Here is a 15,065-nt window from a genome sequence, read left to right on the forward strand (position 1 = left end):
CCCGTCCCCAGCCCCTGGATCGCCGCCCCCAGCACCAGCCCGTTCAGGCTGTGCGCCAGCAAAGCCGTCAGCGAACCGAGGATAAATATCCCCATACCGAGCAAAACGACCGGCCGGCGGCCAATACTGTCCGAAAGCGGGCCATAAAACAGCTGAGAGGCACCATAGGTCATCAGATAGGCCGCCATTACCCGCTGAACGGCACCATCGCCAACGTTAAATGCCGCCGCAATGGTGGACATCGCCGGAACATAAATAGTCTGCGCCATTTGTCCGACCGCCAGCAGGGCAATCAGCATCACTAACAGATGTCCATTTTCAATCTTTTTCATCGCGCCACATCAGTATAAATAACGGTAAAATTTTTCGTATCCAGAGGATCAGGCAAATGGATACGCTCAGCGCCGGAGAAAATATCAGGAATGGATGACAAAGCGAGGACTGAACCCAAAATAAGCCACCTGCGGCTGTCACTAAAAACGGGCGCGACTGTAAAACAATTTTTACGCTAAGGTAAATTCGTGCGCATACTTTGTTTATACGAGCTTTACCGCCGCCGGAAACTGGAAAAACCACTCACAGCTGACGAAGATAGCCGCAGAGAAGCCAATCCTGCCGCAACTGAGTTAAGGAGTTTGTTATGGCCGCCTGGGTCAACGCCCGAGTAGAAAAAGTGACGAACTGGACGGAAAGCCTGTTCAGTATCATTGTGACCGCCCCCATCGACCCCTTTACCGCTGGCCAGTACGCCAAGCTGTCGCTGGAAGTTAACGGTGAACGCGTGGTTCGCGCCTATTCCTTTGTGAATGCACCGAGTAATAAAAATCTTGAGTTCTATCTGGTGCTGGTTCCTGAGGGTAAGCTCAGCCCGCTACTGTATGCGCTGAAGCCGGGTGATGAGGTAATGATTACCCAGGACGCTCAGGGCTTTTTTGTTATCGAAGAAATTCCGCAATGCGATACGCTGTGGATGCTGGCAACCGGGACCGCCATTGGCCCTTATCTGTCGATTTTAGAAGAAGGGAAAGGACTGGATCGCTTTAAGAATATCGTACTGCTTCATGCCGCGCGCTACGCCCGGGATTTGAGCTATCTGCCGCAGATGCAGCAACTACAGCAGCGCTATAACGGCCAGCTGCAGATTCAAACGGTAGTGAGTCGTGAAGAAGCCGAAGGCTCGCTGACCGGCAGGGTGCCGGCACTGATTGCCAGCGGCCAGCTGGAGGCCGCAACTGGCCTGAAAATCGATGCTGAGTCGAGCCACGTCATGCTGTGCGGTAACCCGGAGATGGTAAAAGACACCCAGCAGCTGCTGAAAGATACGCGCGGAATGCGCAAGCACTTCAAGCGTAAACCGGGCCACATGACCAGCGAACACTACTGGTAATCAGGCTGTTCCACGGCGCAGGAACACCACATACTGCGCCGTCTTACCGTAACGGTTATCGCCATCCGTACCGCGGAAGAAGCCAAGTTCAACCATCATGCTGACCAGAATCAACGTGGGGATAAAACGCCCCAGCAGCCACTGCGCATCCCCTGGCAGCATCGACCAGCTACCGGCCATCAGCATCCACGCGAGGATCAGCAGCAGCGCCCACTGGCCGCCCTTGTTGCGGTCGTGTAATCGTTTCACCAGCACTGCGCTGACCGGCCACAGCAGCGCCACCACGCAAAATGCCGCCAGTTGCATATCCATCAAACCGTTACCGGCAAGACTAAACAACAGCGTCAATAGCAGTATCCAGACCACCTGCCAGATCCAGAAATCCCGCCGCCTGAGACGGCCACGAAATGAGAAACACCATTGTTGTAGAGTCATTATTTTTCCCAGTGTCAGGGTGCCCTTTGACTTTTCCAGTCATTGTCCGTTTTAATCTTGAGCAGAGTTTACTGGTTAGGGCCATGAAAATGAATCAAGCGATCTGGGCAGCGATTATCCTGCTGACCACACTGAACATCGCTACAGCAAAAGCCGATCCCGATCCTCAGGACCGGGCAGAACATATGCCTGCGGCACCCTATCTGCAAATGGGGGCCCCAACCTTTGATATGACCATTGGCCAGTTTCGTGAAAAATATAATGCTGCCAACGCAACGTTACCGTTAGGTGAATATCGCGCAATTGACACACCCGATGATAAAAGCAATCTGACCCGTGCCGCCAGTAAGATCAACGAAAATCTTTACGCGTCCACGGCGCTTGAACACGGCAGCGGGAAGATCAAAACGCTGCAGATCACCTGGCTTCCCATCCCCGGGCCAGAACAGAAAGCCGCGCGGGAAAAGGCGCTGGCCTATATGACGGCCTTTGTGCGGTTCTTTGAACCGATGCTCAGCGATGAACAAAGCCAGAAACGGGTGAACGATCTGCTGGCGAAAGGCAAGAATTCGCGATATTACCAGCAGTCGGAGGGGGCGTTGCGCTACATTGTGGCGGATAACGGCGAAAAGGGGCTTACTTTCGCGATCGAACCGCTAAAACTGGCTCTCGCTACCCCCTGAATCGATTCATGCAAACGATGACGAAAAGCAAAGCCTTTCGCATATTTGATCTCTATACTGTCGGCAGACAACGCTGCCTGCCGGCAGCTTTAATACTCTCTAAGCGTGGAGGATACAATGCGACATCCATTAGTGATGGGTAACTGGAAACTGAACGGTAGCAAGCACATGGTCAATGAGCTGATCGCCGGTCTGCGTAACGAACTGAGCGGTGTTGACGGTTGTGGCGTGGCAATTGCCCCACCGGCGATCTATCTGGATCAGGCAAAACATGCCATTTCTGGTAGCCATATCGTACTGGGTGCGCAGAACGTTGACGTGAATCTGTCAGGCGCGTTTACCGGCGAAACCTCTGCCGACATGCTGAAAGATATCGGTGCGCACTACATCATTATCGGTCACTCTGAGCGTCGTACCTATCACGCAGAGAGCGACGAATTCATTGCTAAAAAGTTCGCTATCGTGAAAGCGGCAGGTCTGGTGCCGGTTCTGTGCATCGGTGAAACCGACGCTGAAAACGAAGCGGGCAAAACTGAAGAAGTTTGCGCTCGTCAGATCGATGCCGTGCTGAAAACTCAGGGCGCTGAAGCCTTCAACGGCGCGGTTATCGCCTATGAGCCAGTATGGGCCATCGGTACCGGCAAATCAGCTACCCCTGAGCAGGCACAGGCGGTACACAAGTTCATCCGTGACCACATCGCGAAGCAGGATGCGACCGTGGCTGCACAGGTTATTATCCAGTACGGCGGTTCCGTTAACGATAAAAACGCAGCAGAGCTGTTCGGCCAGCCGGACATCGACGGCGCGCTGGTTGGCGGTGCATCGCTGAAAGCTGACGCGTTCGCGGTTATCGTGAAAGCCGCTGCCGCAGCGAAAAAAGCCTGATCCTCATCCCTGCCCTTCGGGGCAGGGATAGTTTTAGCCAAACTCCTCCACCAGCGCCTTCAGCCTGGCCGCACTCGCGGCAAAACCGCCTTCCGGCAAATTAGTCACCCCCAACACCAGCCCGCAATAAGCCGCCTTATCCTGATACCACACCGACAGCGGTGACGGTGCCATGCCGTACGCCAGCGCCGCCTTTGCAATCTGTACATCGCGCGTGCCCTGCGGCAGAGGAATAATCACCGCCAGTGCCGCACGCGACAGCTGTGTAAAATGCGGCTCAAGCGCCTGTAGCAGCTCGCTGAGTCGGGCGGCATACAGGCGTTTCATCCGACGCAGATGGCGCATGTAGTGCCCATCGTGCAGAAATTCCGCCACCGCGTTATGCAGAACGGATGACGATGCCGGCGCCAGCAGCGCCACCGTTTCCGCAAAATGCCCGGCCAGCGCGTCCGGCACCACCAGATATCCCATACGCAGCGCCGGGCTGAGCGTTTTACTGAACGTGCCAATATGCAGCACGCGCTCTGCATCCAGCGCAGCGAGGGCAGGAGCCGCCCGCCCCTGCAATTGCAGTTCGCCAAGATAATCATCTTCGATAACCCAGCTATCCTGCCGCCGCGCCCAGGCCAGCAGCTCGCCGCGGCGCGCAAGCGATAATGTCACGCCGAGCGGTGACTGCTGCCCCGGCGTTACCAATGCCACGCGGGCGTCGTCCGCCAGCCGTATACCGTCCGCAACGGAAATTCCCTGCTCATCTACCGGCACCGGTATCGCCTCGATTCCGGCCAGGTTCAGTGCACGACGAGCCAGCAAATAACCCGGATCTTCACTCCAGGCACGCGAACCGTGCAGCCCCAACGCCAGGCAGATAATGCCCAGCGCACCGGTATAGCCATTGGTGATAATGACCTGCGAGGCCTGGCAGCGGATACCGCGCGCCAGTGACAGATAGCTCACCAGCTCCTGACGCAGCGCCAGGCTGCCGCGCGGATCGGCATACCCCGTTGCGCCTCCGGCAATCTCCCGAACGTGGCGGGCCAGAATACGCGACCAGACTTTGGCCGGAAAAGCATCGCTGGCAGGAGCACCCATCTGGAAAGTCATTGGCACCACGTCAAAGGCATGGACCACATCCGCCAGCGGGGCCAGCACCGGTGCTTTCGGCGGTATCGCACGGGCGGCGGGCAGCACGGCACTGACCCAGGTGCCCGCTGCGCCACGAGCCACCAGCAGCTGGCTGTCTACCAGCATATCGTAGGCCGCACGCACCGTACCGCGCGCAACGCCCAGCGCAACCGCCAGATCGCGGCACGAGGGCACGCGCGATCCCGCCGGGAGGCGACCTTCCGCAATCGCCTGCGCCATCCCGGTACGGATCTGCTCCGTCAGCGAACGATCGGCGTAGCGCTGCAGGCCAATATGTTCCGCCGTCTGCACGGCAGATGGACCACTGTTTTTGTCAATTCCTGGCACTTTTATTGCCCCATCAAACCGATGAAAATAGCCATCAGCAGCAAATGCTGTCGATCATTCACGCCAATCCCCCTGTCTTTGGAGACACAAATATGAGCGAACGTATTGATTTTAACGCCACTTCCCCAGTCGGAATGAAGGCGCTGGGCGGCGTCTATGGTTATGTCGCGCAGTGCGGCGTGCCGATGAGCATTATCGAACTGATTTTCCTGCGCGTCTCACAAATTAACGGCTGCGCATACTGCATCGACATGCACACTAAAGCGTTACACAAAGAGGGGATGCCGTGGGACAAAATTGTGCTCACCCAGGTCTGGCGTGAAGCAGGCAACTGGTTTTCCAGCAATGAGCAGGCGGCACTGGCCTGGGCCGAATCCCTGACCCTGATTGCGCAGACCAACGCACCGGACGAGGTGTATGCCCTGATACAAAAAGAATTTAGCGAAAAAGCGATTACCGATATGACAATTGCTATCGGTTTAATGAATGCTTATAACCGTCTGGCCATAAGCCACCGCAAGCTTCCAGACAGCGCTCCTCGTAATTAATCCATCCTTCTCAGCCATTTACCCCTCATCTTCTGCTGGTATTGCGGGCCGCTCAACGGCCCGTATAAATGTTACTAATTTCCGCTCATGAATCATTCTCATTTTTAATCTTTAAACACTTTTTTAATTAGCCCGTAACAATGGTATATTTCTGATACTTCCTAAAAGTGATTAAACTTGCAGCAAAAAATGCGGGTGGAATCTTTTAGCATTCCTGAATTAGCGCAATAACTTCACTGGTTCAGAGATATATCGGGTCTGTTTTACCTGCTTAACATGTTGAATTAATTCAGCATACGGAGATGTATCCTCATGCGTAAAATGGCAGTACTTCTGGCGGGTCTGGGTTTGACCAGTAAAGCCGCTGTAGAAGACGAGAAGCACGTTGATGTCTTACTGATCGGTGGTGGAGTGATGAGCGCCACCCTTGGTACCTACCTGCAAGAGCTGGAGCCGAACTGGCGCATCAGTATGGTAGAGCGTCTCGATGCAGTCGCCGAAGAGAGTTCCAACGGCTGGAATAATGCCGGGACGGGACACTCAGCGCTGATGGAACTGAATTACACTCCGGAAAATGCCGATGGATCGATCGACATTAAGAAAGCGGTAGAAATTAACGAAGCGTTCCAGATTTCCCGCCGTTTCTGGGCACACCAGGTTGAACGTGGCGTATTGCGCGATCCGCGCAGTTTCATTACCAGCGTGCCGCATATCAGCTTTGTCTGGGGTGACGATAACGTCAGCTTCCTGAAACGTCGCTACGCGGCGCTGCAAAACTGTACCCTGTTCCGCGGTATGGAGTACTCAGAAGACGCTGAACAAATTAAACAGTGGGTGCCGCTGGTGATGGAAGGCCGCGAGCAGGGGCAGAAAGTTGCCGCTACCCGTATTCCTATCGGCACCGACGTCAACTTCGGTGAAGTCACCCGCCAGCTGGTCACCTCGCTGAAGAAGAACCCGAACTTCAGCCTGAAAAATCGCCACGAAGTGCGCAAGGTTCACCGCAACAGCGACGGCAGCTGGAACGTGACCGTGGCCGATCTGAACAACGACGGCAAGCAGGACACCATTCGCGCCAAATATGTCTTTATCGGTGCCGGTGGTGCGGCGCTGACGCTGTTACAGGAATCCGCAATTCCTGAAATGAAAAACTATGCAGGCTTCCCGGTAGGTGGCGAGTTCCTCGTTAGCGAAAACCCGGAAGTGGTGAAGCGCCATCTGGCGAAGGTGTACGGCAAAGCGTCCGTTGGTGCACCGCCGATGTCCGTTCCGCACCTGGATGCCCGCACGCTGGACGGCAAGCCGGTGCTGCTGTTCGGTCCATTTGCTACCTTCTCCACCAAGTTCCTCAAGCAGGGTTCCCTGTGGGATATGTTTGGCTCTATTACGCCATCGAACCTGATGCCGATGATGCGCGTGGGGATGGATAACTTCGATCTGGTGAAATATCTGGTCGGTCAGGTGCTGCTCAGCCCTGACGATCGCCACAAGGCGCTGTGCGAATACTTCCCGGACGCGCGTAAAGAGGACTGGCGGCTGGTGAAAGCCGGTCAGCGCGTACAGATCATTGAGAAAGATGCCAAAAAAGGCGGCGTGCTGAAGCTGGGCACCGAAGTGGTCACCTCGCAGGATGGCACCATTTCCGCGCTGCTGGGCGCATCGCCGGGTGCCTCAACGGCGGCACCGATCATGCTGGACCTGATGAGCAAAGTGTTCAAAGAGCAGATGGCATCGTCAGACTGGCAGAGCAAACTGAAGGCGATTATCCCGTTCTATGGCCAGAAGCTGAACGGCAACGTGGCCGCGACGGAGAAGGAGCTGGCGGACACCAGCCGCATTCTGCAACTGGACTACGCGCCAATGACCTCTGCCAACGATGAAAACAGCGAGCAGGCAGCGGAAGTCGTCGGTAAGTAATCGCAGGATGGGGAAACCCATGCGCCCACGGGCGATTTGAAAACGAAAAAAGGCGGATATCCGCCTTTTTTCTTGCGCTGAATCCGAGGAATTAAGCCAGCTGGATAGCTTCTACCAGCATCCACAGCGTCGTTGCCAGCAGCGACAGTGCCATAACGGTGTTAAACAGCTGTAGCTTCCACGGCACCTGCAGATGCTTACCCAGCCGATCGCCCATCATCGCCCACACCAGAATGCAGGGCAGGTTCAGCACCATAAAGCCGACCATCACCGCCAGAATACTGCTGTTGACGGTATACATCAGTGCCACGTTGGTTGCCATCAGCCAGGCTTTTGGATTCACCGCCTGAAACAGCGCGCCGCCAATCATCGTCATCGGACGCGCTTTTTCACGCATCTCCGGCGCACCGGAACGGAAGATTTTCCACGACAGCCACAGCAGATAGCCGCAGCCCAGCAGCGTCAGCGGCAGGCGGATTGCTCCCATCCACGTCAGCAGGACTTCCAGCAGCGCACCGGCCAGTGCGGTCTGTATGCCGCAGCCCAGCATAATCCCGGTGACCATCGGCAGAGTACGGCGCATACCAAAATTGACCCCGGAGGTCGCCAGCATCAGGTTGTTAGGGCCTGGGGTAATCGACATAACGGTGACATAGCTGACAAAAGAGAGATCGAGCATAAGAGAGTTCCTACATTCCGGGTGAATGCAGCCAGTGTATTCACTCTGTCATGATGGTAACAGATGCAGAAAAACAGTATTGTTATGGGTACAAAGTGATTTAAGTTATCACTGTACCCATCCGTTGAGGAGCGATCTGTGTCCATTACCGAACCGCAGGCGACGCTGTACCATAATCTGGCCGAAACTCTGGCCGCCGCTATCCAGCAGGGGACGTTTATGCCCGGTAGCCGACTGCCCGCCATCCGCCGCTGCGCGGCCAGCCATCAGGTCAGCGTTAATACCGTGCTGACCGCCTACGGCATTCTGGAAGATCGCGGCCTGATTGAAGCGCGCCCGCAGTCCGGTTACTACGTGCGCGATGCGCTCCCTTCGCTGACCTACCAGTCTCCGCCGCGCAGCAGCGTACGCTCGCCGGGGAGTAAAAAACTCGACCTGATCGATGCGGTTTTTGCCGCGCAGAACCATGCCGACTACACCAATATCTCACTAGCCTGCCCGCAGAACAGCGACTTCTTCCCCACGGCGAAAATCAGCCGCATCATGGCCTCACTGCTGCGCCGTGAACCCGACCTGATTGGCCGCTACGCCCTGCCGCCGGGCAGTCTGCGCCTGCGTCGGGAAATCGCCCGCCGCTCAATGGATTTGGGTATTCGCATCAGCACGGACGACGTAACGCTCACCCACGGCTGTATGGAAGCACTCCAGCTGGCGCTGCGCGCGGTCACCCAGCCCGGCGACTGCGTCGGGCTGGAAACGCCGACCTACTTTTACCTCTTTCCACTGCTCGCCAGCTTAGGGCTTAAGGTGCTGGAGATCCCCACCGATCCGCAGCTCGGGCTGTCGCTGGATGCGCTGGAGCTGATGCTGCAGGAGCGGCGCATTCAGGCGATTATCGCCATGCCGAACGCGCAGAACCCACTGGGCAGCAGCATGACGCTGGAAGGTAAAAAGCGGCTGGCGCGGCTGGTGAATCAGTACGAAGTGCCGCTGCTGGAAGATGGCCTGTATGCCGAACTGCAGTTCTGCTGGCCGCTGACGCCTGCGGTGAAAGCCTTTGATGAAAACGGCTGGGTGCTGTACTGCAGCAGCTTTACCAAAACGGTGGCACCCGACTTCCATCTCGGCTGGATTGCCGCCGGCCGTTTCAGCCAGGAGCTGGCACGGCTTAAATCCGTTTCCTCGCTGGCAGAATCGCGCCTGCTGTCGGAAACGCTGGGGATTTTTCTGGAATCCGGCGGCTACGATCACCATCTGCGCTCGCTGCGCCGCCGCTATGCCGCTCAGCTGGAGGAGGCGCGCGGTATCATCGCCCGCCATTTCCCGCACGGAACGCGCGCCACCCGCCCCAGCGGAGGGTTTGTCTTTTGGGTTGAGCTGCCTGGCAATATCGACAGCGTTGAGCTGTTCCACAGGCTGCTGCAGGAGAAAATCTGCCTGACGCCCGGCGCGCTTTACACCCTGAGCGAGCGCTGTAATAACGCTCTGCGGCTCTCCTGCTGCTACCCGTTTAATGAGCGCTACATCTGGGCGCTGCAGCGCACCGGTGCCGTGGCCTGTGAAATGAGCGGCATTGCGGCTGGCGTGGCGTAAATTTATGGCGTACCGTTTCGACCCCAGGCCGCATAGCCCTTACGCGCGGTCAGACGCTCGTAGTAGGCCCGGACGGCAGGAAACTCCGCGTGTTCAAGCGGGGTTTCATACCAGCGGTTCACCGACAGGCCAACCGGGATGTCTGCCAGCGAGAAGTTGTCCCCGGATACGTAAGCTCCGGTTTTCTCCAGCTGCTGGTTGAGTATCCCCATGGTGTATTCCCAACCCTTGCAGGCCGCCGCCAGTAAGGTTGGGTCCTGATGTGCAGGGGAATGGCGAACCAGCGACATAAACGCATAGCGCCAGGCGGTGTTAAGTTCGGTAGCCTGCCAGTCAATCCACTGGTCTACCCGCGCGCGCTGTCGGGGATTTTGCGGGTAGAGCCATTCGCCCCCATAGGCATTCGCCAGGTAGCGGATAATGGTGTTGGATTCCCACAGGATAAAATCATCGTCCAGAATAACCGGAATGAGCGCGTTCGGATTCAGCGCTTTAAACGCCTCTTCCTTCGGCGACTGAAAACCCTCGCCCCACTCTTCACGTTCAAAGGGGATGCCTAATTCATCACAGATCCACAGCACTTTTCTGACATTGATAGAAGACGCTCTTCCCAGTATTTTCAGCATAATATGTTCCATTTTTTATCTGATATTATCTAGTAATAGCCATAATCAACGAGGCTGACAACCCCTGTGATAAATCATCGCACTACGTGGTCAGTCCCCATGGAAATCTTCCGGTTACAGGTATTGTTATGACGCAGCTACGCCCTTTTAAACAGGTTGATGTTTTTACTTCCACACCGTTTAACGGTAATCCACTGGCGGTCATTATGGATGCCGACGGCCTGAGCGATGAACAGATGCAGACCATCGCGCGCTGGACCAATCTTTCCGAAACCACCTTTGTTTTACCGGCAACCGAACCGGCGGCAGATTACCGCGTGCGTATTTTCACCCCGGACATGGAGCTGCCGTTTGCCGGGCATCCTACGCTGGGCACGGCGCACGCATTGCTGGAGTCCGGTATTTCGCTGAATCAGCCGCAGCAGATCGTGCAGCAGTGCGGCGTCGGTCTGGTGAAGATCCGCATCGCCGATGACGGTGCGCTGGCGTTCGCTTCACCGGAGGCAGTGCTGACGCCGTTTAGCGATGCGCCCATTTCCAGCGCGCTGAACAGCGATAAGCTGGAAGAGCAGCTGCCGGTGATGGTGGCCGATATGGGTATTCGCTGGCTGCTGGTGCCGATGAAGTCGGCGGAAGCGGTGCTGGAGATCAAACCGGACGCCGTCGAGTTTGCCCGGCTGATTAAGAAATCCAACGTGAACGGGGTAATGCCGTTTGGGCCACTCAAAGGCGTCGCTGATGGCTATGAGGTACGTGGCCTGCTGATTGAACAAGGTTCCCTGACGGAAGATCCGGTGACCGGCAGCGCGAACGCCTGCCTGGCACGCTATTTCCAGGCACGCGGCGTGGAACTGGACTATCTGGTTCATCAGGGAACCGCCATCCAGCGTGCGGGAAGAGTGACCGTGACCTACGCCAGCGACGGCGTGTGGATTGGTGGCCAGACGGTCACGGTGCTGGATGGTGCTATCAGACTGTAAGGCATTCGCAGGCGATTCGATTCGCTATCACAGTGGAGCGCCCCGGCTGGCTGGCTGGCCATAGATACTGCGCTCCCCACCGCGATAGTGAATCGCAATCAGGCGAATTACAGGAACATACCGCCTGACGCTTCGATGCGCTGGCCGTTAACCCAGCGGCACTCTTCGCTCAACAGAGCAGCAACGGCGTTGCCGATATCATCCGGCAGGCCGACGCGACCCAGCGCGGTTTGCGCAGCAATCGCCGCATTCATTGCCGCATCATCACGCACCCGCCCCCCGCCGAAATCTGTCTCAATCGCACCGGGAGCAAGAATGTTGACCGCAATACCGCGAGCCCCCAGCTCTTTGGCCTGATAACGTGTCAGTACCTCCATCGCACCTTTGACCGCCGCGTAAGCGCCGGACCCCGGCAGCGTAAAGCGAGCCAGTCCACTGGACACATTCAGAATGCGCCCGCCGTCGGTAATCAGCGGCAGCAGCTTCTGAGTGAGGAAGAAAGGTCCCTTAAAATGAACATTCACCAGTTGGTCAAACTGTGCTTCGGTCGTGTCGGCGAACGGCGTATAGAGGCCGGTCCCTGCATTGTTGAATAAGTAATCAAAGCTGTCGCGCTGCCATACTTTTTGCAGCGTTTCCCGCACGCGTCCGGCAAAGGCATCAAAGCTGCTGCTATCGCCTACATCCAGCTGTAGCGCCACTGCGCGCGCACCCAGAGCCTGGATTTTCGTGACGACTGCCTGCGCTTCCTGCTCTTTACTGTGCCAGGTCAGAATGATATCAATCCCCTTTTCCGCCAGTTTTAACGCTGCATTCTGGCCTAAACCGCGGCTGCCGCCGGTGATCAGTGCAATTTTCTCGCTCATTTGTTTCTCCAGGGAGTGGGCTGTGGACAAAAAACAGGATATTACTGCTCTGATGAACTATAAATAGCGTTAACTACGCTTCACTGTTCCATTAACAACAACAATAAGAGAAAAAATGGATAAAATACACACAATGAAAGTGTTTGTACGCGTGGCGGAAATGCAGAGTTTTACCCGCGCGGCAGAGAGCCTCGGACTGCCTAAAGGCAGCCTGTCGCGCCAGATCCAGGCGCTGGAAAACAGCCTTGGTTCACGCCTTTTGCACCGAACGACGCGGCGGGTACAGCTGACACAGGATGGTCAGATTTACTTCGAACGCTGCCGTGATGTGCTGGCCACGCTGGAAGAGATGGATTCGATGTTCCAGCACGATCCGGCCACGCTCAGCGGTCGGCTACGGGTAGACATGCCGGTCAGCCTCGCCAGCGGCTATCTCATCCCGCTGCTCCCCGAGTTTCTTCAGCACTACCCCGGAATTGAACTGGAACTGAGCAGCAGCGATCGCCGGGTAGATGTGGTACGGGAGGGCTTCGACTGTGTCGTTCGCGTGGGGGTTTTAGAAGATTCCGGGCTGGTCGCACGGCCGCTGGGCCATCTTCCTCTGATTAACTGCGCCAGTCCTGACTATCTTGCACGCTTCGGCACGCCGGAATCCCTGAAGGACTTGTCCCAGCATGCGATGGTTCACTACAGCCAGCAGCTCGGCGTGCAGTCGGGCGGCTTTGAATATTTTGATGGTAAAACGACCACGCTGATCAAAACCGGCGGTGCCGTCACCGTGAACAGCACGGAAACCTACCGCTCGGCCTGCCTGGCCGGTCTGGGCATTATTCAGGTACCGCGCGTTGGCGTGCAGAGCGCGCTGAAAGAAAAAAAACTGGTGGAGATTTTGCCACACTTCCCCGCGTGCCCGATGCAGCTGTCGCTGCTCTGGCCGCATCGTCGTAATCAGGCACGGCGGGTTCAGGTGTTCATTGAATGGCTGAGCCAGGCACTGAAGCGCTACGTTGCCTGACTGACAGGCTATAATTTGCAATTAAACATTAATCAAAAGGATAGAGAAGGATTCATGGCGGATACTCAACGGCGCGATCCCCAGGCAGCAGATACGGCGGAAAAACCGCTGATCAACATCAAAACCGGGAATCATACGGTCGATAAATCCATCACCCGGGTATCCCGGCTGGTCAGCTGGTTCCGTGCCATTCCGGCGGTAGCGCATTTTATTCGTGCGGGTGAGCGATTTAACGATCGGCTTGGCAGCCAGTTTGGCGCAGCGATTACCTATTTTTCATTTCTTTCGCTGATCCCGATCCTGATGGTGTCTTTTGCCGCCGTCGGATTTCTGCTTGCCTCAAATCAGGATCTGCTGACCGAGCTGATCGATAAGATCGTTAGCAGCATCAGCGATCCCTCTTTGGCAACGACGTTGAAGAATACGGTCAATACGGCGATCCAGCAGCGAACGACGGTCGGGATAACCGGTCTGCTGGTGGCGCTGTATTCAGGCATCAGCTGGATGGGTAATCTGCGTGAAGCGATACGCGCTCAGTCCCGCGACGTCTGGGAACGGACGCCGCAGGATCAGGAAAAAGTCTGGTTCAAATATTCTCGCGACTTTATTTCGCTGACCGGGCTGGTGCTGGCGCTGATTATTACCCTGTCGCTGACCTCAATTGCCGGTGCGGCGCAGGCGACGATCGTAAGGGCTCTCGGGCTGGAAGATATCGAATGGCTGCGCCCGGCGATGACGACGATTGCTCTGTCGATCTCCATTTTTGCCAACTATCTCCTGTTCCTGTGGATTTTCTGGATACTGCCGCGCCACAAGCCGCGTAAAAAGGCCCTGCTGCGCGGTACGCTGCTGGCGGCGATTGGTTTTGAGGTGATTAAATTTATTATGACCCTGACGCTGCCGAAGCTGGCTTCTTCACCGTCCGGTGCCGCTTTCGGCTCCGTGCTGGGGCTAATGGCGTTCTTCTACTTCTTTGCCCGTCTGACGCTGTTCTGCGCGGCGTGGATCGCCACCGCACAGTATAAAGATGACCCGGAACCTATCGGGAAATAACCCTCAGAAGCAATGCTGTGCGGCTGGCTATTTCAGCAGCGCACAGCTGTGGTCCTGCAACTCTTCGGCAGATCCCCTGTTCAAAAGCAGCCAGTTGCGCTCGACCACCATCAGCGCCCGCCGCCCGTCCTTCAACGCAGCGATGGCCACACCGTAACGCCCCATATTCTCACGTGCGCCGGGCAGTTCGCTGGCAATACGGATAAACGGGCTGGTGCGCTTAAACTCATCGCGGGTAATTGCCCGTATAACGTAATCATGTTTACCCAGTTTATAGGTCTGCCACTGGTCATTCAGCGTGCTATCGAGGGCATCCAGCTGCTGGCGAATATCGGCCCGCAGGCAGGAGATATGAACGTGCAGCTGGTTCTGCGTCCGTCCCCACTCAGAATTCACCGCCAGCGAATAGACCCGATCGTTAATCGCCGCCCCCCGTCGTTCTTCCATAAAATGCCGGGCGCGCCAGGCCTCGGATAAAAAATTCGGCGTGGCCGGGCTGAGTAATTTTCGGCTTTCAACGCCGGTTATTTTTGCGATCGGCAGTAGCAGAAACTGTAGCGCACCATTGCGGTCTTTTAGTACCACATAACCATCGGCTTCACTGACCAGGCTGCACGGGGCCGGATCGTGTTTCTGCTGCTCGCCCACGACGCACTGCTGGCTGACAATCTTCCATAAGGCATCGGCATTATTATTAAAATACAGGGCCATAGCGCCAGCCGATGCCGCTATTACCCCCACCAGCAAAATCGCTAAGCGCTTTCTTCCATGCATCAATCATTACCTCAGCCAATAATCGTTCACAATGTAATCGAAGCGGGCGGTAAGATCATGTGAAATCATCGGCGAGCGCGCTTCCACGGCGAGGAACGTTGCGATGAATACGTTTCAGTCCAACAGAGAAAACAAAAAGGGCCGACAGTGT

Annotated in this window: 16 protein-coding genes; 9 read left to right on the forward strand and 7 right to left on the reverse strand. The window is 56.3% G+C overall.

The window, feature by feature from the left end; all coding sequences use genetic code 11:
* Positions 1 to 332, reverse strand: a 332-nt coding sequence (locus IBT47_RS18545; RefSeq protein ID WP_200562071.1) for an MFS transporter, incomplete at its 3' end; no start/stop codon positions are given.
* Positions 333 to 640: 308 nt separating this feature from the next.
* Here IBT47_RS18545 and fpr point away from each other — a divergent pair.
* Entirely contained in the window at positions 641 to 1,387 is a 747-nt protein-coding gene (gene fpr / locus IBT47_RS18550) for a ferredoxin--NADP(+) reductase (protein ID WP_200547461.1), read from the forward strand.
* Here the strand turns inward: fpr and IBT47_RS18555 are convergent, their stop codons facing one another.
* Positions 1,388 to 1,822 (reverse strand): DUF805 domain-containing protein, encoded by a 435-nt coding sequence (locus tag IBT47_RS18555; RefSeq protein WP_105594481.1) that lies wholly within the window; start codon positions 1,820 to 1,822, stop codon positions 1,388 to 1,390.
* Positions 1,823 to 1,911: 89 nt separating this feature from the next.
* Between IBT47_RS18555 and IBT47_RS18560 the strand changes: the two genes are divergently transcribed.
* Together IBT47_RS18560 and tpiA are read left to right on the forward strand one after the other, a co-directional pair.
* On the forward strand, positions 1,912 to 2,505 hold the full coding sequence (locus IBT47_RS18560; RefSeq protein WP_200547518.1) for a YiiQ family protein: 594 nt from the start codon (positions 1,912 to 1,914) through the stop codon (positions 2,503 to 2,505).
* 117 nt (positions 2,506 to 2,622) lie between these two features.
* Positions 2,623 to 3,390: a triose-phosphate isomerase gene (tpiA, locus tag IBT47_RS18565; protein ID WP_200547462.1), complete on the forward strand. Its 768-nt coding sequence runs from the start codon at positions 2,623 to 2,625 to the stop codon at positions 3,388 to 3,390.
* A 33-nt stretch (positions 3,391 to 3,423) separates the two neighbouring features.
* Here tpiA and IBT47_RS18570 read toward each other — a convergent pair whose 3' ends face one another.
* Positions 3,424 to 4,863: a PLP-dependent aminotransferase family protein gene (locus tag IBT47_RS18570; protein WP_200562073.1), complete on the reverse strand. Its 1,440-nt coding sequence runs from the start codon at positions 4,861 to 4,863 to the stop codon at positions 3,424 to 3,426.
* Positions 4,864 to 4,955: 92 nt separating this feature from the next.
* Between IBT47_RS18570 and IBT47_RS18575 the strand changes: the two genes are divergently transcribed.
* Together IBT47_RS18575 and mqo are read left to right on the forward strand one after the other, a co-directional pair.
* Complete coding sequence (locus tag IBT47_RS18575) at positions 4,956 to 5,411, forward strand: carboxymuconolactone decarboxylase family protein (RefSeq protein ID WP_200562185.1); 456 nt, start codon at positions 4,956 to 4,958, stop codon at positions 5,409 to 5,411.
* Positions 5,412 to 5,723: 312 nt separating this feature from the next.
* Positions 5,724 to 7,328 carry a malate dehydrogenase (quinone) gene (gene mqo / locus IBT47_RS18580; protein WP_105594477.1) on the forward strand — a complete coding sequence of 535 codons (1,605 nt, stop codon included), beginning with the start codon at positions 5,724 to 5,726 and terminating at the stop codon, positions 7,326 to 7,328.
* A 91-nt stretch (positions 7,329 to 7,419) separates the two neighbouring features.
* On the opposite strand, the gene IBT47_RS18585 is transcribed toward mqo, so the two are convergent.
* Positions 7,420 to 8,007, reverse strand: a complete 588-nt coding sequence (locus tag IBT47_RS18585; protein ID WP_200562075.1) for a LysE family translocator — start codon at positions 8,005 to 8,007, stop codon at positions 7,420 to 7,422.
* A 138-nt stretch (positions 8,008 to 8,145) separates the two neighbouring features.
* Between IBT47_RS18585 and IBT47_RS18590 the strand changes: the two genes are divergently transcribed.
* Positions 8,146 to 9,600, forward strand: coding sequence for a PLP-dependent aminotransferase family protein (locus IBT47_RS18590; protein ID WP_105594475.1), 1,455 nt, complete (start codon positions 8,146 to 8,148; stop codon positions 9,598 to 9,600).
* 2 nt (positions 9,601 to 9,602) lie between these two features.
* On the opposite strand, the gene IBT47_RS18595 is transcribed toward IBT47_RS18590, so the two are convergent.
* Complete coding sequence (locus tag IBT47_RS18595) at positions 9,603 to 10,226, reverse strand: glutathione S-transferase family protein (RefSeq protein WP_200547467.1); 624 nt, start codon at positions 10,224 to 10,226, stop codon at positions 9,603 to 9,605.
* 128 nt (positions 10,227 to 10,354) lie between these two features.
* Here IBT47_RS18595 and IBT47_RS18600 point away from each other — a divergent pair, with 128 nt between their 5' ends.
* Positions 10,355 to 11,206 carry a PhzF family phenazine biosynthesis protein gene (locus IBT47_RS18600; protein ID WP_105594473.1) on the forward strand — a complete coding sequence of 284 codons (852 nt, stop codon included), beginning with the start codon at positions 10,355 to 10,357 and terminating at the stop codon, positions 11,204 to 11,206.
* A 107-nt stretch (positions 11,207 to 11,313) separates the two neighbouring features.
* Here IBT47_RS18600 and IBT47_RS18605 read toward each other — a convergent pair whose 3' ends face one another.
* The gene (locus IBT47_RS18605) at positions 11,314 to 12,072 is read right to left on the reverse strand and encodes an SDR family NAD(P)-dependent oxidoreductase (protein WP_200562077.1); all 759 of its coding nucleotides are present in this window, start codon (positions 12,070 to 12,072) and stop codon (positions 11,314 to 11,316) included.
* A gap of 115 nt (positions 12,073 to 12,187) precedes the next feature.
* Between IBT47_RS18605 and IBT47_RS18610 the strand changes: the two genes are divergently transcribed.
* Together IBT47_RS18610 and yhjD are read left to right on the forward strand one after the other, a co-directional pair.
* A complete protein-coding gene (locus IBT47_RS18610) occupies positions 12,188 to 13,087 on the forward strand; it encodes a LysR family transcriptional regulator (protein ID WP_200562079.1) in 900 nt (299 codons plus the stop codon).
* A gap of 54 nt (positions 13,088 to 13,141) precedes the next feature.
* Positions 13,142 to 14,140, forward strand: coding sequence for an inner membrane protein YhjD (gene yhjD, locus IBT47_RS18615; RefSeq protein WP_200547471.1), 999 nt, complete (start codon positions 13,142 to 13,144; stop codon positions 14,138 to 14,140).
* Between the two features lie 27 nt (positions 14,141 to 14,167).
* On the opposite strand, the gene IBT47_RS18620 is transcribed toward yhjD, so the two are convergent.
* The gene (locus IBT47_RS18620; RefSeq protein ID WP_200562081.1) at positions 14,168 to 14,914 is read right to left on the reverse strand and encodes a CDP-diacylglycerol diphosphatase; all 747 of its coding nucleotides are present in this window, start codon (positions 14,912 to 14,914) and stop codon (positions 14,168 to 14,170) included.
* Positions 14,915 to 15,065: the final 151 nt, after the last annotated feature.

Origin of the sequence: Erwinia sp. S43 (assembly GCF_016624745.1) — a bacterium.
In the GTDB taxonomy this organism is placed as follows: Bacteria; Pseudomonadota; Gammaproteobacteria; order Enterobacterales; family Enterobacteriaceae; genus Erwinia; species Erwinia coffeiphila.